Source organism: Candidatus Melainabacteria bacterium, from assembly GCA_003963305.1.
In the GTDB taxonomy this organism is placed as follows: Bacteria; Cyanobacteriota; Vampirovibrionia; order Obscuribacterales; family Obscuribacteraceae; genus PALSA-1081.
The window spans coordinates 305,148-326,020 of record RXJR01000004.1; the positions used below are offsets into that span (position 1 = coordinate 305,148).

Annotated in this window: 21 protein-coding genes; 8 read left to right on the plus strand and 13 right to left on the minus strand. The window is 50.7% G+C overall.

Translation table 11 applies throughout. From position 1 onward, the window contains the following. Positions 1-7: 7 nt before the first annotated feature. The 6 genes from EKK48_05590 to EKK48_05615 form a co-directional block, all read right to left on the minus strand. Positions 8-346, minus strand: a complete 339-nt coding sequence (locus EKK48_05590) for a hypothetical protein (protein ID RTL44723.1) — start codon at positions 344-346, stop codon at positions 8-10. A 302-nt stretch (positions 347-648) separates the two neighbouring features. Next, positions 649-1,641: a tRNA (adenosine(37)-N6)-dimethylallyltransferase MiaA gene (gene miaA / locus EKK48_05595; protein ID RTL44724.1), complete on the minus strand. Its 993-nt coding sequence runs from the start codon at positions 1,639-1,641 to the stop codon at positions 649-651. Next, positions 1,607-2,224 carry a hypothetical protein gene (locus EKK48_05600; GenBank protein ID RTL44725.1) on the minus strand — a complete coding sequence of 206 codons (618 nt, stop codon included), beginning with the start codon at positions 2,222-2,224 and terminating at the stop codon, positions 1,607-1,609. Before EKK48_05600 ends, miaA begins: the two co-directional genes overlap by 35 nt. Before the next feature lie 3 nt (positions 2,225-2,227). After that, entirely contained in the window at positions 2,228-3,235 is a 1,008-nt protein-coding gene (sppA, locus tag EKK48_05605) for a signal peptide peptidase SppA (GenBank protein RTL44726.1), read from the minus strand. 5 nt (positions 3,236-3,240) lie between these two features. After that, a complete protein-coding gene (locus EKK48_05610) occupies positions 3,241-4,497 on the minus strand; it encodes a hypothetical protein (GenBank protein RTL44727.1) in 1,257 nt (418 codons plus the stop codon). Between the two features lie 162 nt (positions 4,498-4,659). Then, positions 4,660-6,606: a hypothetical protein gene (locus EKK48_05615; protein RTL44728.1), complete on the minus strand. Its 1,947-nt coding sequence runs from the start codon at positions 6,604-6,606 to the stop codon at positions 4,660-4,662. A gap of 297 nt (positions 6,607-6,903) precedes the next feature. Here EKK48_05615 and EKK48_05620 point away from each other — a divergent pair, with 297 nt between their 5' ends. The 5 genes from EKK48_05620 (at position 6,904) to EKK48_05640 (ending at position 12,126) form a co-directional block, all read left to right on the plus strand. Next, positions 6,904-8,019 carry a hypothetical protein gene (locus tag EKK48_05620; GenBank protein ID RTL44729.1) on the plus strand — a complete coding sequence of 372 codons (1,116 nt, stop codon included), beginning with the start codon at positions 6,904-6,906 and terminating at the stop codon, positions 8,017-8,019. A 449-nt stretch (positions 8,020-8,468) separates the two neighbouring features. Continuing rightward, positions 8,469-10,100, plus strand: coding sequence for a TonB C-terminal domain-containing protein (locus EKK48_05625; GenBank protein RTL44730.1), 1,632 nt, complete (start codon positions 8,469-8,471; stop codon positions 10,098-10,100). 35 nt (positions 10,101-10,135) lie between these two features. Further along, complete coding sequence (locus EKK48_05630) at positions 10,136-10,771, plus strand: MotA/TolQ/ExbB proton channel family protein (GenBank protein RTL44731.1); 636 nt, start codon at positions 10,136-10,138, stop codon at positions 10,769-10,771. Between the two features lie 32 nt (positions 10,772-10,803). Further along, a complete protein-coding gene (locus EKK48_05635) occupies positions 10,804-11,232 on the plus strand; it encodes a biopolymer transporter ExbD (GenBank protein RTL44732.1) in 429 nt (142 codons plus the stop codon). A gap of 66 nt (positions 11,233-11,298) precedes the next feature. Further along, the gene (locus EKK48_05640) at positions 11,299-12,126 is read left to right on the plus strand and encodes a shikimate dehydrogenase (protein RTL44733.1); all 828 of its coding nucleotides are present in this window, start codon (positions 11,299-11,301) and stop codon (positions 12,124-12,126) included. Between the two features lie 2 nt (positions 12,127-12,128). On the opposite strand, the gene EKK48_05645 is transcribed toward EKK48_05640, so the two are convergent. After that, positions 12,129-12,473 carry an SCP2 sterol-binding domain-containing protein gene (locus EKK48_05645; GenBank protein RTL44734.1) on the minus strand — a complete coding sequence of 115 codons (345 nt, stop codon included), beginning with the start codon at positions 12,471-12,473 and terminating at the stop codon, positions 12,129-12,131. Between the two features lie 196 nt (positions 12,474-12,669). Between EKK48_05645 and EKK48_05650 the strand changes: the two genes are divergently transcribed. Genes EKK48_05650 through EKK48_05660 form a run of 3 tightly spaced genes read left to right on the plus strand, consistent with a single transcriptional unit; the run spans position 12,670 to position 15,208 of the window. Then, on the plus strand, positions 12,670-13,503 hold the full coding sequence (locus EKK48_05650) for a DUF721 domain-containing protein (protein RTL44735.1): 834 nt from the start codon (positions 12,670-12,672) through the stop codon (positions 13,501-13,503). Positions 13,504-13,507: 4 nt separating this feature from the next. Beyond that, positions 13,508-14,335 carry a cell division ATP-binding protein FtsE gene (ftsE, locus tag EKK48_05655; GenBank protein ID RTL44736.1) on the plus strand — a complete coding sequence of 276 codons (828 nt, stop codon included), beginning with the start codon at positions 13,508-13,510 and terminating at the stop codon, positions 14,333-14,335. Between the two features lie 3 nt (positions 14,336-14,338). Further along, positions 14,339-15,208: an FtsX-like permease family protein gene (locus tag EKK48_05660; protein ID RTL44737.1), complete on the plus strand. Its 870-nt coding sequence runs from the start codon at positions 14,339-14,341 to the stop codon at positions 15,206-15,208. 94 nt (positions 15,209-15,302) lie between these two features. On the opposite strand, the gene EKK48_05665 is transcribed toward EKK48_05660, so the two are convergent. From EKK48_05665 to EKK48_05690, 6 genes are all read right to left on the minus strand, one after another. After that, positions 15,303-15,779 (minus strand): peptidylprolyl isomerase, encoded by a 477-nt coding sequence (locus tag EKK48_05665; GenBank protein RTL44738.1) that lies wholly within the window; start codon positions 15,777-15,779, stop codon positions 15,303-15,305. A 128-nt stretch (positions 15,780-15,907) separates the two neighbouring features. Next, the gene (locus EKK48_05670; protein ID RTL44999.1) at positions 15,908-16,396 is read right to left on the minus strand and encodes a peptidylprolyl isomerase; all 489 of its coding nucleotides are present in this window, start codon (positions 16,394-16,396) and stop codon (positions 15,908-15,910) included. Between the two features lie 140 nt (positions 16,397-16,536). Further along, positions 16,537-17,445 carry a hypothetical protein gene (locus EKK48_05675; protein RTL44739.1) on the minus strand — a complete coding sequence of 303 codons (909 nt, stop codon included), beginning with the start codon at positions 17,443-17,445 and terminating at the stop codon, positions 16,537-16,539. A 111-nt stretch (positions 17,446-17,556) separates the two neighbouring features. Continuing rightward, on the minus strand, positions 17,557-18,222 hold the full coding sequence (locus EKK48_05680; GenBank protein ID RTL44740.1) for a hypothetical protein: 666 nt from the start codon (positions 18,220-18,222) through the stop codon (positions 17,557-17,559). 185 nt (positions 18,223-18,407) lie between these two features. Further along, the gene (locus EKK48_05685; protein ID RTL44741.1) at positions 18,408-19,763 is read right to left on the minus strand and encodes a hypothetical protein; all 1,356 of its coding nucleotides are present in this window, start codon (positions 19,761-19,763) and stop codon (positions 18,408-18,410) included. 166 nt (positions 19,764-19,929) lie between these two features. Continuing rightward, positions 19,930-20,823 (minus strand): hypothetical protein, encoded by an 894-nt coding sequence (locus EKK48_05690; GenBank protein ID RTL44742.1) that lies wholly within the window; start codon positions 20,821-20,823, stop codon positions 19,930-19,932. Between the last annotated feature and the right edge of the window lie 50 nt (positions 20,824-20,873).

Consider the following 20,873-nt stretch of genomic DNA (forward strand, 5'->3'; position numbering starts at 1 on the left):
GAGATTGTCAGTTTTTTCTGCGACCGATTGAAACGACATTAGCTTCCAGCTTTGGAGCTTTCATTCTGTCTTCGATCGACTGCACCCATCCGGATAAGCGCTCAAGATGGTCAAGTCCGCGACTGGGCAGTTTGCTCTGATGCAATTTGAGCTGCCGATAGTATTTGAGAAGTGCTGTAAAAAGCCTGAAAACAGCCTCAGTCTGGGACTTTCCATAACAATGAAGACCCAACTCAGGCACACCGACTACAGTCTTATCACCAACTATCCACAATCTTGCTGAGAGAGTTCCATCGCTCCAGGGCAGCGAAACTTCGTGCACTTCGTGATTGCTAAACTGTTTCATCAATCCTCGACATTCGAAAAATTTTCCGACTCTGTTTTGATAACACGACGCTTCAACGATGATTTGATTGTTGAATGCGTAGAACAGGCGAACTGAGAATCTTTGATTCACGTCGGGATTGCGATGCAAACCTATAAAGTAGTATAGCTCCAATTTCTTTTACGTAAAGGGCCACGATCAAAACCCGCATCACAAGCGTATAAATTGCACATACTTTTTAGTAATGCAAATAACATTTTCGAATTGATCTATTCTCAATTAGCAAACGATTTTGAAAAACTGATTCCGCAATGCGCCACAGGCTATTGTTTTTGCGAAATCGTATTGAGAACTGATTGCGAAAGCTGATCGCCTGAGAATTGATCAAATTCAAACCAATTGATTGCAGAATTTGTTTTAAACCAGATCAACTGCCGACGCGCGAGTTGATTATTGTGAGTCAAACTCTCCTCTTTAGCGCTCTGAAAGTCTGTTTTCCCATCTATGTATGCAATAAATTCCGTGTAGTTGACTGTATTCAAAAGCGTGCGACAGGGTCCAAACGTTTTATACACCCGTTCAACTTCATCAACCAGACCGGAACGAAGTTGCTCCTCAAAGCGCCTGGCAATCGCCTCTCGCAGCAATTCACGACTGCTCGGACGCAAACCAATCCACACCACTGAAAAAGGCAAATCAGATTTGCTAACAACTTCTGAAAATGGTTTTTGACAAAAAATTGATACTTCCAGAGCACGAATGACGCGCATGAGATCGTTTGCATTGAGGCGCTGAGCGGTCACAGGGTCGAGCTCAACGAGTTTTTGAAATAGAGCCTCGTTACCTTCGCGCTCGGCGAGTTCGCGAAACTCCTTACGCAGTTCTTCCTGAGGAGCTACTTCGGGGATGACCAATCCTTCCAGCAAAGCTCGAGAATAAAAGCCTGTCCCGCCGCAGACAATCGGCGTCAGACCGCGAGCAAAAATGTCATTGATTGCATCAGTTGCCTGCACCTTATACTCAGCCACCGTATAAGGAACATCCGGATCGACCACATCAAACATATAGTGAGGAACTCCGCAGCGTTCCTCCATCGAAGGTTTCGCCGTTCCCACATCCATATGTCTGTAGATCGTTCGAGAATCGCAAGCAATAATTTCTCCGCCCAGGGTCTGCGCCACTTTGATGCTGAGCGCAGTCTTTCCTGTGCAGGTCGGTCCAATGATGGCAATGACGGTGGGAAGACTCACAATATTTCCAATCAGCGCCGGGGCACTTCGTTCACATGAACACCTGGGCCACTGAAATAAAGGCAACGGTCAACCAGAACAGATAGGTGCAGATAAAAACAGGCGGACCCAATACCAACAGTGCAAACATGCGCACACTGCCTACGGCAAGGGAATGATTGAAAACGAGCCATTGCAAATAACACATCCACAATATAGGGATGGCAGCTAACAAGTCATAAACAATGCCGAACGAGCGAAAGCAACTCATCGGCGCAGCAAAGACAAGAGGCATAAAAGCCCAACCGACTCCGACAAGCGAAGTGCTGAATGCGACTTCCCGTTTTGAGACCCAGCCGCAAATAATGTGCACCAGTGCGGACAATGCCAGCCACATAACAAGAGCCTGGAATTCTACGCTTATAAGGATTGGCAAAGTCGGTCGCGCTCCGCTGTTTGCGGCGTCTACACAGCCGCTGATGCCGTTTGCGAGAAGCACCATTACTGCGGCACCCAGAACTGTTTTGGCGGTCGCTCCCAGGGCGTCGTCGTCAGTCAACACTTCTATTGTTCGAATCGGAGCGACCAGTAGCCCATAGAAAATGTCAGCCCACTGATTGAGCTCACTGGTCTTTGATGCTGCTGGAAGTGTTGCTTCAGTTTCGGACATTGCTCAACGCATCATCCAGAGCGGAACATCGATGAATTTAGGATTCATCGATTCAGGTAACAGCTGCCCGACAAACTCGGCTTCGTTGCGCATATGCAGAGCTGGAAGACCAGTTGCAGATTCTATAAGCGTGCTGAGAAGAGACTCAGACGATTTGTCGTCTACAGGCAGGTTCTCAGTCAAATGCAATTTGTCCTTGCACATCTTCTGCAATACCTCGAGTGACTCATCATAACCGCCAAGTTGATCTACCAGGTGTAACTTCAATGCCTGCCTGCCGGAATAGATGCGACCGTCACCGATCTGGCGAACATCTGCAACATTCATTTTGCGGCCTTCGGCAACGGCGGCCACGAACTGATCGTAGGAATCGTTGCAGAGAGTCTGCAATATTGTTCGCTCCTCCGGTGTCATAGCGCGATAGCTGGACGCGATGTCCTTGAATTGGCCTGTTTTGATCACCTCGGCTTGTATACCAAGCTTATCGGCCAGCCCTTTGAAGTTGGTCAAATGCATGATCACGCCGATTGAACCTGTGAGAGTGCCCGGCTCAGCGAGAATACGGTCGCTTGCAGATGCGACGTAATATCCACCTGATGCGGTCAAGTCGCCCATCGAGACGACGACGGGGCGACCGCTCTTGCGAAACGCCTTGAGCGCACCGGTAATTTCTTGCGATGCGGAGACAGTTCCGCCCGGCGAATTTATGCGCAGCAAAATTCCTTTGACATGATCGTTTTTAAGCGCCTTACGAAATACCTTCAAGACGTTCGAGGTCGAATCTTCAGAGGCGAAAAATATCGACTTATCTTCTTTGTCCTGAATCATTCCGCTCAAACGGACCACCTCGATGTGATCCGTAAAACGCGTCATGATACTATCGCCGGTACCATCTACTTTATCCAGATGTTTGGCAATAGTGGTGCTAAGCAATCCAACAGGAATTGCGATGATGCACAGACCGAGGACGAGCCAAACAAACCAACGCTGATTGACTCGAGTCGTCGACATGGATCTTAGTTAGGAACCGCACCATTTGCAGGCGCTACCTGAGTGCCGTCAGCGACTGAATTTTTCTCGTCAACAGCAGACTTAGGAGCATCCGTAATGATTGAAGAATCTTCGATTCTTTCCTTATCGGCGATCAACTGCTTGTCCAGCTTGTTGACTGCGTCGGGTCCCGAAAGATCAACGAGAGCCTGTCTATCACGTGCAGCCAGGTCAGTCTTTTTATCGACTTCAGATTGCATCTTCATCAGCTCAGCTTCCATCTGAATTTGCTGAACAGGTGATTGAGATCCGCGCACTTCGTTGCAGATGCCTTGCAATTTAGTCAGGGCAGCTTTTGTTCTTTCCAGATCACTCAAATTGATCTTGTAGTCTTTGTAGGCTCGAACAACTTTGTCTGCAGTACCGCGAACCATGTTGTAGAGAATGATCGCTTCTGTCTGACTCAAACGAGCTTTCTTGTCATTGGCACTTTGCACGCCATTCAGAGCTTGCAGCATCATGCTGGCGCCCATGTTGGCGCCCATTTGCGCGCCCATATTCGGTGCCATCATGGTCATCATGCTCATGCCACCAAATACGGCGGTACTGAGCATCTTCATCATGACGTTAGCGGTCTTACCACTGTTCTGATTCGGCATCAGCTTCTGAACGACAAATTGAATGTCTTGCGAACGAGCGAGGGTTGAATCCCACAAATCAGCGAGCTCAAGTTTTTCTGCGTTGAATTTAACGTCTAATTGATTTTGTTCTTCTTCAGGACTCGGCATCAACTCGATAGGAACTGCATTCACATCTCGAGCCATTTTCGAGATGTTGTGTTCATTTTTCAAAACCTTGTCACTGGTTGTGTTCTTAACACTCTTGGGTGCAAGTATCGCGGCTTGGTCGACCGGTCCACTGACAGCCGTTCTGTCGACTTTAACAGTGGCTTTGAAAACGCCTGCTTCTGATGGTCCAAGTGATGTATCCGATTTCTGCCCTTCATCTAAAGTGACCGGAGTCAAATCGACCGGTTTGGCTGCAACCGGAGCAGCAGGGGTGCTGTTGTCCAGCTGTGGATCTTGTTTTTGCAAGTCGTTAGTTTGAGGACCAGCACCAGGGCTGAGCTTCGAATAGACTTCATACTGCAAAGTGGCTCTTTTTTGTGAACTCTTCGACAAACTGATAGCCAGACAAGGGCTAACGGTCTGACCGATCAGTGAAATCCCCAGCGCTACAAACGCGAGTTTCTTGTTTATAGATACTTTGGATTGCGATGCCATATCCATCAGTGAGTAACCTTCCGAAAAGTAATAAATTTGCCTGTTAAGCCACGCAAACTATAGCACGATAACACCTCTTTGAAAGTTACCTTTTGCCAATGTTAAAGCTACGTATGAAGTTGTCGAATAGCCGTCAGGTAGGCACTTTCCGGTTACCGGCAGTTAGCGTTTTCCTGCCGTCACGGCAAAGATTATTAACGCAATTATGACAACCAATTGCATCAATTGGTCTGCAAGAAACGGCATGCTTTGCATCAGTGTCGGACCCATGATGCTCATGTACCAGAGCTTCGCGAGAACAGCGATGACACACGGGATGATTAAAATCATCGCCGGCTTAGGCTGAGCAGCAGGAGAGTTTCGATAATTATTTATCGGCTGTTCATCGATGTCATCAGCTCCGCCGCCTAACAGTCCAGATCTTGACGACCGCCGCAAAGCAGGGGCAGGTGAACTATCTTTTATTTTTGATGCCACTTCAGGTGGTGTCGATGGTGCTGTCGGCGCCGGTGGCACGACTTTTGGCTCAGCAGCACGACTCTCAGCGAATCCACGATCTCGCCACATATCACCGGGTGGCTGCGGGTCAGGAAAACCTCTGTCACGAAATTCCGGTTGAGCCGGCGCAGACGTATCTGCAAAAGATTTAGTGTCGGGGAATGATGCTGCCGGTGGTGGCGCAGCCGGAGCAGGACCGGGCGTTATCTTTGATGGCGCCGGTGGTGCCGCTGGTTCTGGCGCGATGTGCTTGGAACGCGCTGCCAGTAGAGGTGAACGCAACACATTGGGATCGTCGATCTCTTCGTAATATGGTTCGTCGTAATCAGATTCAAAGCTCTGTCCGCCTGCTCCATCCATTATCGGTGAGTGCAAACGCGGTCTGCCGCCTGCAGGGCGAGACGGTGAAGGCGCAGGAGCCGGCTCATCGTCCAGATCGGCTCCTCCCAATAGAGGTGAGCGCAAATGACTTCGTCCGGGAAATTTGCCGGAACTGGTCTGGTCAGTCGATTCCGGGGCTTTATCGGCTGGATCTTTATCCCTGGCCGATGCCGGTCGACGCACGTGCGGAAATGGTGTCTTTCCAGGCACGGGCGGCAAATCATCATCTTCCTCGTCGCCCTCGTAATCATCCACACCACCGAGAAGCGGCGAACGAAGATGTGCACTACCGGTGCGTGGAGGCAAGCCCTTTGGTGGTTTCACAGGCTTAGACTGCGGAACGAAGTCGTCTTCGGCAGCACCGAGAAGCGGTGAACGAAGACCACCCTTGCTCTTGCCCGGTGAAGGGGCTGGCGGATCATCGGCAGGCAAACCTCTGAGACTACCCTTGCCGCGCTGAGGCAGATCTGGATCATCTTCCCCTCTGAGCAACGGTGACCGCAAACCGCCCGACCGAGGCTTAGGGGCTGGTGGATCGACTTCACTGTCGTCTTCGCCAAGAAGCGGCGACCGCAAGCCTTTTGGCTTACTCATGCCGCCAAAACCACCGGCAGGTTTAGGCGCCTGCGGTCTGGTCGACGGTTCGTCAGGTCCATCAAATATAGGTGAATGCAACTTGGGGCGGGCAGGCAGAGGTGGACTCTGCGAGACTTCCGGTTCTGGAGGGAAAGTCTTCGATTGAGTCTCTTGAGACGCATTAGAGGAAGGAGTTTCTGTATCGAAAGATTGACCTGCCGGCTGCGCGACATTATTGAAAGCAGACGTGTTCGGAGGGTTGAAGGCCGGCGTGTTCGGGGGATTGAACGCCGGTGTATTAGGCGGGTTGAATGCCGGAGTCTGGGGCGGATTGAAAGAAGCTTGCTGCGGTGCTATGCCTGGAGACTGAGGTGGGGCACCAGTTGAGGGCGGTCCGCCAAACGCAGAATTATCGAATTGATTGGCTGATGTCCCGAAATTACTGGCTTGCTGGTAGTCCTGAACCGCCTGTGGTTGCGGCGACGGTGCTTTATCAGCAGGAGGAAAGCTCGGGAAGACAGGCTCTGGAGCCGCAGCTGCGTTAGGGTTTTGAAAAGAGTTCTGGGGCGATGCCGGTGCAAACCGTTGTCCACATTCAGAACAGAAATGAGCTTGCTCCTCGTTCATCACGTGGCAAATAGGACATTCAATCACTTCGTCATCTCTCCAGAATTGAGTTCAGCTGCGTCAAGCCCGGGCGCTGTATCTACAGTACACCGCCACGACGCGGAATGGGGCCTAAATCCCCCTACTTAGTTTAATGCAATCATGCGCCCAAATGTCGTAGTTATAAGTTCGACCTATTGATTTCTCAAAATCCGCTAATTGTTTAAGTAAATTGCCGTGGTATGCTGGCACTCAATCCGCTTGACCTCTTTCGAAAAATGCCCAAGAGTTGGCTTCAACCATAGTCCGCGCGATTACGATTCGACGATGAACTGGAGATAATAAATGACCCGTGGCTTTCTTCCTATAGCACTGAGCGTTCTCCTGTCAGCAGGCTCAATGCCGCTGGCATTTGCAGCAAGCGACTCTCAGCTCAACTTTAAGATTTATAGTCCCGACGGTGCATCAACCGCTCCCGCGCAGCCTGACGAAGTCCCTGCCGCAGCCACTCCGTCCGCCACAGCCGCTCCTGCAGCTGCCGACCCAGCCTCGACCGACACTGCTACCGCTGATAAAAGTAACGATTCAGCAAGTGTAACGGAATTAAAACCAGAACTTACAAAAGAAGAGCCTGTCATGTCGGCTCCTGCAACTACAGCTGCCACTGACTCAGACGCTGCCGCTGCAGCAACTTCGGCCGCAAGTAGCGCTACTGATACATCTACCACTACTACAACAGATACCGCTTCAACATCTGCAGCTGATACCACAAGTGGTGACAAAACAGAGACTTCCGCTACTGATAGCGAAACGAAAACAGCCTCAGCATCAAGCACTAAATTGCAAGGTTACGTTAGAGAAGTGCCGGCTCAGACCAAGATTCCAATCATCATGGATACTGCAGTCGACAGCGATACCAGCCAGGAAGGAGACGAGTTCTCAGCAAGAACTGCTGAAGACTTAACCATTGACGGTGCCATTGTCGTACCGGCAGGCTCGATCATCAAGGGCAGAATCGCCCAACTCAACTCGCCCAAGCATTTAAACCGCAGCGGCTCGGTGGCACTGAAGTTCGACACAGTCACAACCCCTGACAATCGCCAGATTCCGTTGGTAGCCAACCTGGTCGCACACGGTGGTGTTGTGCACGCCAAACGCGGACTCAAAGATTACGCAATCGATTCCGGAACAGTTGCTGCTCCGTTGGTGATTGGTACCCTGATCGGCTTGGTCGCGGGCAACAGTAACAACAACAATAACAACAATAACAACAACAATAACGGTAACAATGGCAACAACAACGGTCTGTCCTCAGGGGCAGCAATGGCACTCGGCGCCGGTATCGGTGCAGCAGTTGGTATAGCCATTCTATGCGCCAAGAAAGGCAAAAAGGTCGACGTGCGTCCCGGGGACGAGCTCAAAATCGAGCTGGCCGAAGCCCTGCGCATGCCGATGATGTAATCGAAACCGTATAAACGGATAACTTCGGTCTGAGACAGTAAGCGTTTTTCGAACTTTTCAGGGGAAACCCTGAAGCGTTGGCTTGACAAAAGCGGTAAATTGAATTTTGGGAAACCTGGTTCAAAACCGTTCAACAATCAAATTCCACCGCCACAGATTCAGTTTCTGGCAAGGTTCGGCAAAAACGCATCAATGACAGTCCCAGTCCGAGCTAGCAATCCACTTATGTTATACTTAACCAGTCATTAATCGACTGCGGTAGTCGAGCAGCCTGCTGCAATAGACTATCCAAGAGCGATCAATGCTTGATTTCGTATTTGGATTTACTAGAAAAACCGAGCTGAGATGCCAAATTTGAGTAGTTTGGGCAGGATGGTTGGAGAACACGAACCCGAAGGCGGCGTTGCCTGCGTTTTCCACAATCACAACAGCGGGAAATCATCTCAGACATGACTAGCACAGCAAAACCTCCTGGTTTTCACCAATCATCTAAAGACCCGAATATGGCAGCCATGCTGTCGATCATCCCCGGATTTGGTCAGCTTTACAACGGCGAGCAACGCAAGGGAATGCTCTTCCTCGCGGTCGCCGCAATCAACTTTATAGTCTTCTTGCTCCTGCTTTTCACCGATCCTATTCTCAGAGGACTGGTCGAATTCGGCATAAGCAATCATATGAAGCCGAACCGCGAGCTGGTCACGTCGATTTCCCAGATTCACATGGGAAGTCCAGCCTCTTTAGTCGTTCTTGGACTCTTTCTCTCATTTGTAGCTTTCGCTATTCGCGACGCTTACGACCATGCCGCCCTGCTTCAGCGCCGACGCATATACCCGGAATATGTTATGGCCATGTCCGAAGCCACCAGCGGAAGCTATCTCCTTCACGTAGCTTTCATGGCAAGTTTCTTCGTGCTGGCATTCTTCTTCCTGGTGCCGCCGCCGCCCAAACAACAGATCACAGACATCGAATTCATTCAGAATCAACCTCCGGTTGAGCACAAAGTCAAATCACAAAGACACGCTCAAAAGAACTCTGAAAATGCCGGTAAGCATGACGCTACAAAACCAGTAACGGCGCCGTCTCCTGCTCCTAAGGCTCCAAGCAAAGCAGCACCAGCGGCCAAACCGACTCCAGAGAAGGCAGCACCGACGCCCAAGCCGACTCCCACGCCGTCGCCAAAACCGACGCCAACGCCTGTAGCGCGTCCAACTCCAACACCTCCTTCTCCGCATCCGTCGCCGTCTCCAACTCCTCATCCGAGCCCGACACCTTCACCGTCGCCGACGCCGACACCATCTCCAACGCCAAAGCCGATGGCAATGCCAACGCCAACGCCTTTCGCACATCCTTCTGCAAGCCCATCACCAACTCCTTCTCCATCGCCTTCGCCGTTAGCTTTTGCACACGGTGGCGGTCCTTCACTGTCGCCAGTGCCAAAGATTGGAGCAGGTCCAGGACACGGCTCCACAGCCGCACCAGCACCAGCTCCTATGTCCACCGGTTCAGGCGCAGCTGGGGGTGGACCACCTTCGCCTTCTCCTATTGCCGGCGGTGGTGCTCCTAGAGTAGGCGGCGGTTCCGGACCTACAGCGGCACCAGCTCCCAGCCGAGTCGGCAGAAGCGGTGGCGGCGGTTCAGCCGGCGGCGGTCCAATTGCAGTTGCGCCAAGCGTTCCACGACCGACTGGTGGTGGCGGTGGCGAAGGTGTCAAGGGTAATCCTGATGCCAACAACAATCCAAACGGCAGACCATCTGTGGCAGCACAAGCCGATGTGGACTTCGGACCATACATGGCTGACCTGCAAAGAAGAATCAAACGCGCATGGTTCCCTCCAAAAGGTAATGAATCCAAGAGAGTGGTGGTTATCTTCAAAGTTCACAGAGGCGGAGAACTCTCCAACTTGAGACTTGATAAATCATCTGGCGTAGCGATTGCCGACCAGGCAGCCCTCAAAGCTGTTGAAAACGCGGCACCGTTCCGACCATTACCTGCGGGCGCCAGCGATGACGTAGACATTCAATTCACGTTCGATTACAACGTATTCAGCGGCGGTGGACACGGCACCTTCCGTTCGTTCTGATAAACTCATTTCGTTCGCAGCACTCAGGAGAGAAAATGGAAAGCAAATTTTTCACTTACTTTATTCAGTTCATGATGACTGACTGGTTCGCTTCCATTCCCATTACCCTGTGCTCTGTAGCGACTGCGGCTGTGATGATTGAGCGATATCTGTACTATCAGAAAAATCGCCGTGACGTAACTCAATTCATCCACCAGCTGCAACGCGAGTTAGAGAGCCAACAATTGCAGAAAGCGCAACAGACATGCAGCCGCCTCGGTGGTGTTGTCGGTGAAGTCGCCGAAGAAGGCGTGCGCTTGATGGCAGAACAAAAAGAAGACTTCTCGAAAGCGTTCGATATCACAGTCGGTCTGGTGACAAGAAAGCTGGAACGTCACTTAGTAGTACTGGGAACGATCGGCGCTACCTGCCCGTTCATCGGCTTGTTCGGAACAGTGGTCGGGGTTATTTTCACACTGGACCAGTTAGGCGTCGCCGGTGGTGGCACTCCAGTTGTTGTAACCGGTGTTGCGAAAGCTCTAATTGCGACAGGATACGGTCTGGTTGTCTCAATTCTCGCCGTTATCTTCAACAACCTCTACACCAACACTGTAAAGGGCTTCAACGATGACTTCCTGCTCCTCAAGCTGCTCTTCCTGAGCTTCGTTGGTACTGAAGGTCACGCTCACTAAAATTCGACTCTCGTCGAGGAGGGTGAACTGCTATGTCGATGGGTACTAATGCCGGTGAAGTCTTCACCGAAATCAACGTCACGCCGTTGACAGACGTGTTCCTCGTGCTGCTCGTGATCATGATCTTGATCGCACCTCTTATTGACAAGTCCGATTTGAAGATCAAGCCGCCTGAAACCAAGAATGCTAAGAAAGTTGATGAGAGTAAAGGAATTTTTATAGACATCGACAAACAGGGGCAGATTGCCATCAACGGCAACTTTGTCAACAGCACCGATCCAACAGTGATCGGCCAGCGCATCAAGGAAATCATCGTCAAACTCGGCAACAAAGAAGTGCCCTGCACAGTCAACGCCGACGGAGATTCAAAAGAAAAGGAAGTAGTGGCAGTAATGCAAGCGGCTGCTGAAGCCGGCATAAAACGCATGAGAGTAGCCACGATTCAGGCGAGCAGTTACTAATACGTCAGTCCAAGACGCGACCATAAGACTAAATTGAAATATCGTTTGGCATTAATTGGACATCCGGTGTCGCATTCTCTGTCGCCACCGATGCATAACGCTGCTCTGAAATATTGCAATCTGGAAGGTTCATACGAACTTCTCGATATCGCTCCAGCCGAACTTGAGCAGCAAATAGAGCGCATCAAGACCGAGGGATATACGGGCTTCAATGTGACGATTCCACACAAAGATGCTATCTACCGCATGGCGGGTGGACATACAAAAGAAGCCGCGCAAGCACAGGCATCAAATACGGTGAAGATTTTAGAAGAAGAATTTTTGCTCGCCCATAACACAGACATCGGGGGCTTTGAAGAAGCCCTGTCCGAGCTGATTACAAAAGTAGAAAGCGGTGCAGCCGCCTGCGTAATCGGCACAGGCGGAGCGGCAAAAGCAGCGATTCTGGCGCTCAGAAATCTCGGCTACAAGAGTGTATCGATACTGTCGAGAGACCCATCCAGAGCCGAATCTATGGCACGCGAAATCGAGCCTGTGCTGGATGGAAGGCTGAAGTTGATCGCCACTACTGCGCACGCTTGCTCAACAGAGAATTTATCGCTCATCGTCAACAGCACGCCGATGGGGCAAAACAACGTGCCTGTGCCTGACTGGATGAACGGTTTTCTCACCTCAGTCAGTCCGCAAACCCTTGTCTTCGATATGGTTTATTCAAAAACAAAGGAAGACACGGCCGTGGTGGCGCTGGCGAAAAAGGCCGGGCTGAAAGCATCTGACGGCGCCGAGATGCTGATACGACAGGCGCACAAAGCTTTTCAATTCTGGACGGAACTCTCGCCACCAGTGGAAGTGTTTCGCTCAGCCTTCAAGCAGAGTCTCAAGCACCAGATGTGATGCTAAATAAAAGGCGCTTGACCTTCGAAGAAGACAGGTACCAACTGCATAGCTAATCCCAGCTCACCTTCGATTGACAGCACTCCCGAAAGAGCTGCGGTCATTGCCGACAGGCGTCCAGCAATAATTTCTTCGAGATCATCAGCTTCAACTGAAATCATGCAGTCAGCCTGGGGCGCATCACCGGGCGGCTGCTGCGTCATTTCAAGTGTGCCGTCGGATATTTTGGTCAGCCACGAGCCTCCGCCTTGCCCTCTGACAGTGATTAGATAAGTGGCGGATAGATTGCGTGCATTCTCCGGTTTAAAACGCTTACGCAGTTCTTCGATTACCTCTGCGGCTGGCACAGAATTATCCTCATGGTTGTCCTTAAACTTCGTCGCGCAAAAGAACGCCGACCGACGACTGTAGCCGTTGTTGAAAACCGGCTAAGCAGGCTGATTATAACGCACTCAAGAAGCAAAATGAGGAAAGTTTCTCGCATTCCAAGAGACGAAAACTGTAAACTTTAAGACGCAGCGCGCATTAGCCGATGTCGAAAGAATGAATAACGACGATCTTCATAAACCTCAAGAAAATTCGGAGCGCCGCGTCAAACGTGGCAAGCGCTCACTCGATTCGATTGACAGCGTTCTATCGAAACTGGTCAACTCGCTGGGGCTGGACCGGCGCCTGAAAGAGCATGCTCTCCTCAGCCTGTGGCCCTTGATGATTGGAGAAGTCTTTGCCGACAAATCTCGTCCGCTCTTTCTGGATTATGAAGGCAATTTAGTAATCGCGGTCAAGGACGCGTCTGTAGCCCAGGAGCTCAGTTTACTCAAGCCCGCCATCTTAAGCAAAATGCGCATGGCCGCTAAGAGTATGAACCTGAAAGTGAACGGCATGCGTTTCGATCTAAAGCATTATTACGGCGGCACGCCGCCTGTAGCAGATGGAGATCGCTTTCAGGCGCACAAACAACCGCGGCGGTCTGAGCCGACCCCGCAAGAACTGGCTGAAATAACCCTTTCCGAGTCTGATTTGCAAGAGCTGGCAGAGTTACAAAAGGATTTGCCACCACAGAGTTCAGAGGACCTGGACATTTTAAAAAATTTCAACGTAGTGCCAAAGTTCGGCGAAAGTAAATGCCTGAAGCCTTCGCGCCCATCGCCAGGCTCAAAAAATGACGGCGATATTTTCACAAAAGGCAGACAACTGGACTTGAATCAACGCATCGTTTCAATGTTCGAGCAAGAGCTGAAACTGCGCCAATGGCGGCGCAAACAGGGTTTTCCAATCTGCCCGAAATGTAAGCAACCAACACAATCGTTGCACGGCTCCGAATCGATATGCCCAGACTGCTACTTCTCAGTACTTTCAAAGGCTCGAGACATTTAACAAAATGCAAGGTTGGAAGCTTTCAAGGTTTCCTGCTGACTACTATGTTAGGATTTGCCCACCCGCATGGCGGGCGTTTAAACAGATTGTGATCGCACTGCCAGGCAGTGCTCCAAAGGTAGCTAACGTGATCCGATTACAAAATGTGTGCAAAGACTACGCTGGGAGACCTGCGCTCACCAACATAAACTTGCATATCGCACTGGGAGAGTTTGCCTTCCTGGTGGGTCCATCGGGCGCCGGTAAGTCGACTCTGATGCGATTGCTTTACAGAGAAGAAACGCCAACGAGAGGCAGCGTACTGATAGGCGGTGTCAATCTGACTAAGATTCAGAAAGGACAGGTGCCATTGCTGCGCCGCAGGTTGGGCATCATCTTCCAGGACTACAGACTGCTCCCCCGCCAGACTGTTTTCAATAACGTTGCCTACATTTTGCGAGCCCTCGGGCTTGATGAAAAGCAAGTAGCGAAGCGTGTCAACAGCGCCCTCTGCGTTGTGAATCTGGATCATAAAGGTGACGCCTACCCAGACGAACTGTCAGGCGGCGAACAACAGCGTGTCGGTATTGCCAGAGCAATTGTGAACGGTCCGCCAGTTTTGCTGGCAGACGAGCCCACCGGTAACCTCGACCCGGCCACCTCGCTTGAAATCGTTCAACTGCTGGAGAGAATCAGTCAACGTGGTACCACCGTGTTGATTTCGACACATGACCAACCAATCGTCAATGCGATGCGCAAACGCGTCATCAGCTTGCGTGCAGGCGAAATAGTTTCCGACGTAGACAGCGGTGTCTACGATGACGGCGTCTATGAAGTGGAGAGCAAAGGATAATTCATGCGGCAACTACGCATACTTCTTAGAGTTGGAATTGAGACGATGATAGGCATTCGCCAGAGCGGCTGGTCGAATTGGCTGGTGATCAGCATTCTCGCCATCGCCTTAACCATATTCGGTGGCATTCTTCAGTTCACGATGACATTGAAAAATGTCGTTTCAGCCTGGGGCTCACAGTTAGAAATTTCAGCCTACATCAAAGATACGGCTGATCCAAAGAAAGTGGCAAAAGAAGTCAGTCAGTTCCCGGAAGTGCAACTTGTCGAGATCGTTCCAAAAGAAGTTTCCTGGGAAGAGATGCAACAAACATTCAAAGTTGCAGCACTCTCGAATCCTCTGCCTAACACTCTGCACATCCGCGTCAGCAGCGCCGAAAACGTAGAGAAGGTGGCTCCGAAACTAAACTTGCTCAGCGGCATCGAGAACATTCGTTATCCCCTCAAGGTAGCCCGAAAAATCAATGAGTTTCGCCACTTCATTGAGCTCGCCGGCGCAATCGTAACAGCCGCTCTGACAGCGGCGACTTTGACCGTTATCGGAAATACGATTCACCTCGTTATTCAGTCACGGCACAGAGAGATTGAGATTCTCAGCCTCATGGGAGTCAGTCATTTCTATATCAAGGGTCCACTGATCTTGCAGGGGGCATTATATGGTGCAGGAGCCGCAGCTCTAGCCATCGCCGTGCTCTGGGGCATGCACTGGTATATAGACCCTTATGTGCGAGACCAGATGATCAGCTTCGCACCGATGCTGCCTCAAAATCTCGAATATGGCATGCTGCAAACGTTCGGCGCCCTGCTCGGGCTTGGTATCGCTGTTGGTGCAGGTGGAAGCGCCTGGACTTCCGGACGCTACATCAAAATCTAAATCAATCAAGGCATCATCCAAGTCTTCTAAATCAATCAAAGTCAAAAGGGGATCGCTCTCTGAGCGATCCCCTTCAGTTATTTCTGAATTCAGCTTACTTAGCAGCCGGTTCGAGTATTTTGACGTCTTTCATAACATCGCCTACACGCAAACTCTGCATTACATCAAGCCCTTCTACAACTTTTCCGAAAACTGCATATTGCATATCGAGGAAGTTGGCTGGTCCAAGTGTGAAATAGAACTGCGAGCTGGCTGAGTTGGGGTCTTGAGCGCGAGCCATAGCGATTACGCCGGCTTCACTGTGCTTCAACTCTTTTGTTACTTCCAGAGGAATACGTCTTTCTTTCTTTGTCTCAGGATCAACGAAGCCGCCTGTGCCTGTTCCCTTCGGGCAACCACCTTGAACGCAGAATCCTGGCTCATAGCGGTGGAAATTCAAACCGTTGTAGAAACCGCGTTTGACGAGATCGAGAAAGTTTCCTGCAGTTTTTGGAACTTCATCTTTGTAGATTCGAACTTTGATGGTCCCTTTGGTGGTGTCGAGGACAACCACTGGATCTGTTGTTGTCATAAATGCCTTCTGTTGAGGTGAAACGATATCGAATAGCTGTATATCATACCACCCGCAAGCCAACCGCCCATTAGCACAAGACCTGCTCGAAAGCAGGTCCTGAAAGCATTCTACAGAGTTACTGGTGTCTATTGTTGGACGTAAACCTTAGTCATTTTGTCGCCTTTGCGCAACGCCATCACAACGTCAAGACCTTCTTTGACTTTGCCAAAAACAGCGTATTGACCATCAAGGAAGTTAGCGGGTCCAAGTGTGAAGTAGAACTGCGAACTGGCTGAGTTAGGAACTGAGGTTCGAGCCATAGCAATCACACCGGCGCTGCTGTGTTTAAGGCTTGGATTAGCAGCCACCATGGAAGGGGATGTTTCCAGGTCGATGGTACGTTCTTGATGCGTTTTAGGATCTATGAAACCACCGCCGCCGGTTCCCTGTGGGTCACCACCCTGAATGCAGAAGCCTGGTTCATAGCGGTGGAAGGTCAAACCATTGTAGAAATTTCTGCTTACCAGATCCAAAAAGTTGTTTGCGGTCTTGGGGACTTCGTTCTTATAGATTTCGACTTTGATCTTGCCTTTAGTTGTTTCCATGACAACTACAGGGTCGCCACCCTTTGCCATGGCTGAGAGCGCGCAGGCGGCTGATGCCACCATACACAGTACCAATGAGAACAGAGACGTTGAAGTCTTCCGTGTCAAACGCATTTTTCAACTCCTTATATATTCGACTCAGAAGTGAATTTTAGCAGCACTAGAAGAAATTAGTTCGCCAGACTATTGGCTACAGGCACGGTAACACTGCCTGAGGGCACGGCTGAACGTGTGTATGAAACAGGAATGACCAGACTTTTCAGATCCTGATTGCGCGGGCAACGAAAAGCTATCCAGCCGGTTGTTTCATCGCCGGGCATGATTACACGCACTCCGAAGTGGCCGGCCTCGACTTCACGACGGGCACCATCGCGCCCTATTGCATCTCCCAGACTGCGTTTTGCGTGCTGATCCGGTGTCAGATTTTCATAAAAAATCGGTGCAGCATAGCCGAGACTAAAGGCAGCAACAGCTCCGACTGCCAATTTCCCTTTTCCGTTCAAACGCGGCAAGTTCGAATCCTCGGCGTCCGAAGCTGGTGCCGTCGGCAGCCTGCCTGTACCGAGATCTGCATGAGCGCTGTTTCCGAGGATGACCGCTATATTTTGACCTGAGTTTTTAACAGTAACTTCTATGTACTTCAGACCTTTATCGTGATCGCGTAGAAGTGGGCACTCTTTGAGGTTCCGCGCTGAAACTTCAATATCTGTGATCTTCGCCGTGCCCTGTAAGGCGCCGGCGGGCAGAGTGGTCGCCTGGACATCGGGCAAAGTCGCGTCAAATTGTTTCAGCTCCTGCTGGGCTTCGGCATTCGAGGGATTGAAAGTATTAACGGTAGTGGTGCTAGTAGTCGTAGTTGTTGACGATGCACCAGATGACGGATTAACAGTGGTTGTTGAAGTTGCCGTTGAAGTCGTTGATGTTGTCTGAGTGGCAGCCGGTGTTGTCGCAGGCAAAGCACCCCTCAAAGCCGGTTCACCATCTGCTTGAGCGATCACTTCGGATCTGTGATTGTCACTTGCACAGCACACTGTTGAGCATGAAATTGTAAGAAGACACGCTAAAACAAACTTGCTCATGAGACACCTGACTACCCGACTGCAACTAATGAGGCAATCCTAGCAGTTGACCCGAAATTTATCGCGTCGATTTGAGTAATGTAATTGCAGAACTGAGGCACAGCGCGGATACTAGCGCATACGAGCTCCGCTGAGCTGATATGTCACCTTCGCTCTCGGCTGCGCCATACCTTCTTTGACGATTGAAATTCGCTCCAGTCCGTTGAACTGAGTTCCACCCGGAAGCAGACTGAGGACGATAGCTTCTTGAGCCATCGTTTTGCCGACCGGATGCTGATAGCGAATGAAAGCAGTTCCACCTTCGACTTTATCGACCCAGAGTGGTGTGCTCATCTCACCGTTAGACATCGAATAACTGCCGGGCTGCCCACCGATGTTCCAGGTGTTGTTCGTGTTCAAACTAAACGCTTGCTCGGCACCGGCTTGAAACTCAGGCATCGCTTCGACTTTGGAACGCTGCCCCTGCACTCGCCAGGAGCCCATGAACCCCTGGGGAAGGACGACTTGCTTCTGAACAGTTGCCTGAATCGGCGGACGTTGTACTGGTTGAGATTGCTGGATCGTGGCGTTAAGAGGTCTGCTCGGTGGTGCTTTGACAGGAGCCTGAGGACGCATGACCTGCGGCTGAACCATAGTCGGAGCTGGATAAGAATAGTCTCCGGCGCCTTCCATCACCTGGTTGGTCTTAATGCCGCCCTGGAGCGGTTCTGCCGACACTGCGGCGCTCGAAATCTGAACAGCGACTGCCGCCAACATCAATACAAGTCTCGTGCGCATTACGCCTCCTTACAAACCGCTGCACTCATAATGCCACGGTCGCGGCAAATCTACCGCTTAAGTACAACCGAACGTCGATGGCGAGAATTCGCCTCAGGTCGATTGTAGCGCTATGAGATAAATTTCACCAGCAAGATTAATGCACCGCCAGTGCGCAATTCAACAAAAAGTCCGGAAACCAGCTATTAGAGACTTGTTGCAGGAATATTCATTCCAACATCGCCCGATTTTTTATCTGACTCCGCAGCTTTTGACTCAACAGCTGTGGTCTCAGCCTTAGCCTCGACCTTTCCAGGCGCAGCTGTATTGGTGTCAGCCTTAGCCTCGACCTTTCCAGGCGCAGCTGTATTGGTGTCAGCCTTAGCCTCGACCTTTTCAGATGCAGTTGTAGTCGCTGCAACCGGCTCTTCATCGCTAACAGCCTGCGCAAGCACATCCTTACCAGCCATCTTGCTGGCGGTCAGATTGCAAAACTGGCTGAGAACGGTGTTTCCCGTAATGGAAGCAACGTTGTAGTTATTGATTGCCTGAACCGCTTCTTGATTGATCATTTTATAGCGGCACTCGATGCGTCGATCCAGGTAGAGTTCTTTGAGAAGCTTGGCCTCTTCCGGACCACCTGTCGCCATCAAAAATGCCAGCAACGCAATCTGAGCAGCAGGCGAGACGATAGTCGGACTGAACATAGCCACGCTCAACGTAGTGTTTACGACCTTTGCAGTGGCGTAAAGTAACTTGCTGCGGTGGTTGTATTTTTGCAGTTTCGCTTTTGTTTCCAGCACCACTGCATCACGCTGCAAGCTGCTCTCCATCAACTTCTTGGTAGCAGAGTCCAGTTTCAACACGCTGAGCGGTTCACCAGGCGTAGCAGGAGGAGCTGAATCTTTTACTGAAGCAGCCCAGGCAGTCATAGCTACAAGAGCGCGTTTCGCATCATCATCTCCGACAATTGAAGCCAATTGCTTGACACCATCATCGATGTTCCGTTGCTGTTTTACCGGATCGCTCATGCCCAGTCCTGAGGCAATCTGCATCAAACTCGAAACTACTTTTGGATGAATGGAATCATGTTGTTTCTGTTTGACCCATTCGACAGCGGCTTTACTTTTCAGCTTCTGCTTTTCGTCCAGGATGACATCAGCAGCTTCGCTCGAAGCCTGGAAGCCTTTGTAAGCAGTCATAAACTCTGCCATGTCAGAAACTTTAGCGATCGACCGACGAAGCGACCCTTTATACTTCTGCTCTTTCAACTTGATCTCTTCTGCACGCTCATCACGTTCAAACGCTGAGCTGACCAGCTGATCAATCAGTTCCTCTGGCGCGATTTCGGTCTTTGAAACAACACCTTTCAGCTCTTTACCGGCTTCACCGTGGACACTAGCAGTGTCGTTCGAGCCTGCGTCTGCAGCTCCGGCATTAATGACCGCACTCGGTACAGTATTGACCGTCGAATTAACAGCGATTTCTGCAGCGCGCACCTGACCGGCAAATGTAGCCAAACAAAGTGTTGCGGACAGCACGCGGATCTTAAATGTAGACAAAAGAAGACACCTCTAACTTCACGACTGCCTCAGCAGTAATAAAAATGGATTGCGTAATGATATCTCTAAAAGGGTTATGTCACCTTAACCCGACCAGAGGTTGTAATACAGTCAAACACTTGAAAGCCGCAAAGGGTGTCAAGTGGAAACCGAATTAATAAACGCATTAGTGAGTGCGCCGTTTCGCTGCAATTGAAATTGGATGTGCGTTTGGCCTAGACATTACAGGTTTGGCAACCACGACAGGTTTAGTCACGACTGAGTTTTTTGGAGATACGGCCGGCTTAGTTGACCCAGTCTTAACTTCCGCTTTGACGGCTGTACTAGCGCTGACCGAGCTCAAAGAAGCCGATCCCCCTGGCGATGGTGCTAGAGACTCATCAGCTGATTTCGCCGGTGCTGCAACGGTTGCAGCTGCGCCTTCTGCATCATGCGAAAAGCCGAGGTCCTTCAAGCGCTGGTAGGCAGTCTTTCCAGTCGCCGAAGTGGGGTCGGCCAGAACTATTTCAACGAGAGGATTCAAAGCCTCAGGGTATCTCTTTTGAGCTATCAAAAGATCAGCTTTTAAAAGCTGAGCGTCGCGCTTCAACTGGCTGAATTTCAATCCAATCTGTTTTTCTGCTGCGCATTGTGCCTTCAATTCATCGTGTTTAGAAAACGCAGTCGCCATCTTCATATGTGCATCGGCACTATCAGCCAACCACTCAGATAGCTGATAGATAGGATCATGCAGACCTGATGGACCAGAAGCAGCAAGAGCAGTTCTCAACTCAACGATTCTGTTTTTTGCATCTTTGACTGTGAGCGGCAGGTGTCCATATGCGCTGGCGCCCTTTCTGCCTGGAGTCGGCGCTTGAGTCGGCGCAGGAGCTGCGGGAGCTGGTGCGGTCAATCGCTGCGCCTGCTCAGGTGGATATACCGGTGCTGACGGTCTCAGTTCCGCCCCCGGCAGTGGTGCAACTGCCTCGTTCCCAGGCAAAGGTGAACCGCCCTGAGCCAGACAGGGAGCCGCTGTAGAAAGACAGAAGACTAGAGCCGAAACAAATAATTTGGTTTGCATAGATGTCCTTGAGACGAGTCACGAGCGCGGTGTCATTGGAAATGACCAAA

What these genes read in the sequence shown, in the direction of transcription:
- EKK48_05670 (RTL44999.1), bottom strand. Translation starts at nt 16,396, where the DNA reads ATGGCAAAGGGTGGCGACCCTGTAGTTGTCATGGAAACAACTAAAGGC.
- EKK48_05625 (RTL44730.1), top strand. Translation starts at nt 8,469, where the DNA reads ATGACTAGCACAGCAAAACCTCCTGGTTTTCACCAATCATCTAAAGAC.
- EKK48_05630 (RTL44731.1), top strand. Translation starts at nt 10,136, where the DNA reads ATGGAAAGCAAATTTTTCACTTACTTTATTCAGTTCATGATGACTGAC.
- EKK48_05665 (RTL44738.1), bottom strand. Translation starts at nt 15,779, where the DNA reads ATGACAACAACAGATCCAGTGGTTGTCCTCGACACCACCAAAGGGACC.
- EKK48_05690 (RTL44742.1), bottom strand. Translation starts at nt 20,823, where the DNA reads ATGCAAACCAAATTATTTGTTTCGGCTCTAGTCTTCTGTCTTTCTACA.
- EKK48_05600 (RTL44725.1), bottom strand. Translation starts at nt 2,224, where the DNA reads ATGTCCGAAACTGAAGCAACACTTCCAGCAGCATCAAAGACCAGTGAG.
- EKK48_05635 (RTL44732.1), top strand. Translation starts at nt 10,804, where the DNA reads ATGTCGATGGGTACTAATGCCGGTGAAGTCTTCACCGAAATCAACGTC.
- EKK48_05610 (RTL44727.1), bottom strand. Translation starts at nt 4,497, where the DNA reads ATGGCATCGCAATCCAAAGTATCTATAAACAAGAAACTCGCGTTTGTA.
- EKK48_05675 (RTL44739.1), bottom strand. Translation starts at nt 17,445, where the DNA reads ATGAGCAAGTTTGTTTTAGCGTGTCTTCTTACAATTTCATGCTCAACA.
- EKK48_05680 (RTL44740.1), bottom strand. Translation starts at nt 18,222, where the DNA reads ATGCGCACGAGACTTGTATTGATGTTGGCGGCAGTCGCTGTTCAGATT.
- EKK48_05620 (RTL44729.1), top strand. Translation starts at nt 6,904, where the DNA reads ATGACCCGTGGCTTTCTTCCTATAGCACTGAGCGTTCTCCTGTCAGCA.
- EKK48_05650 (RTL44735.1), top strand. Translation starts at nt 12,670, where the DNA reads ATGAATAACGACGATCTTCATAAACCTCAAGAAAATTCGGAGCGCCGC.
- ftsE (RTL44736.1), top strand. Translation starts at nt 13,508, where the DNA reads ATGCAAGGTTGGAAGCTTTCAAGGTTTCCTGCTGACTACTATGTTAGG.
- EKK48_05590 (RTL44723.1), bottom strand. Translation starts at nt 346, where the DNA reads ATGAAACAGTTTAGCAATCACGAAGTGCACGAAGTTTCGCTGCCCTGG.
- EKK48_05660 (RTL44737.1), top strand. Translation starts at nt 14,339, where the DNA reads ATGCGGCAACTACGCATACTTCTTAGAGTTGGAATTGAGACGATGATA.
- sppA (RTL44726.1), bottom strand. Translation starts at nt 3,235, where the DNA reads ATGTCGACGACTCGAGTCAATCAGCGTTGGTTTGTTTGGCTCGTCCTC.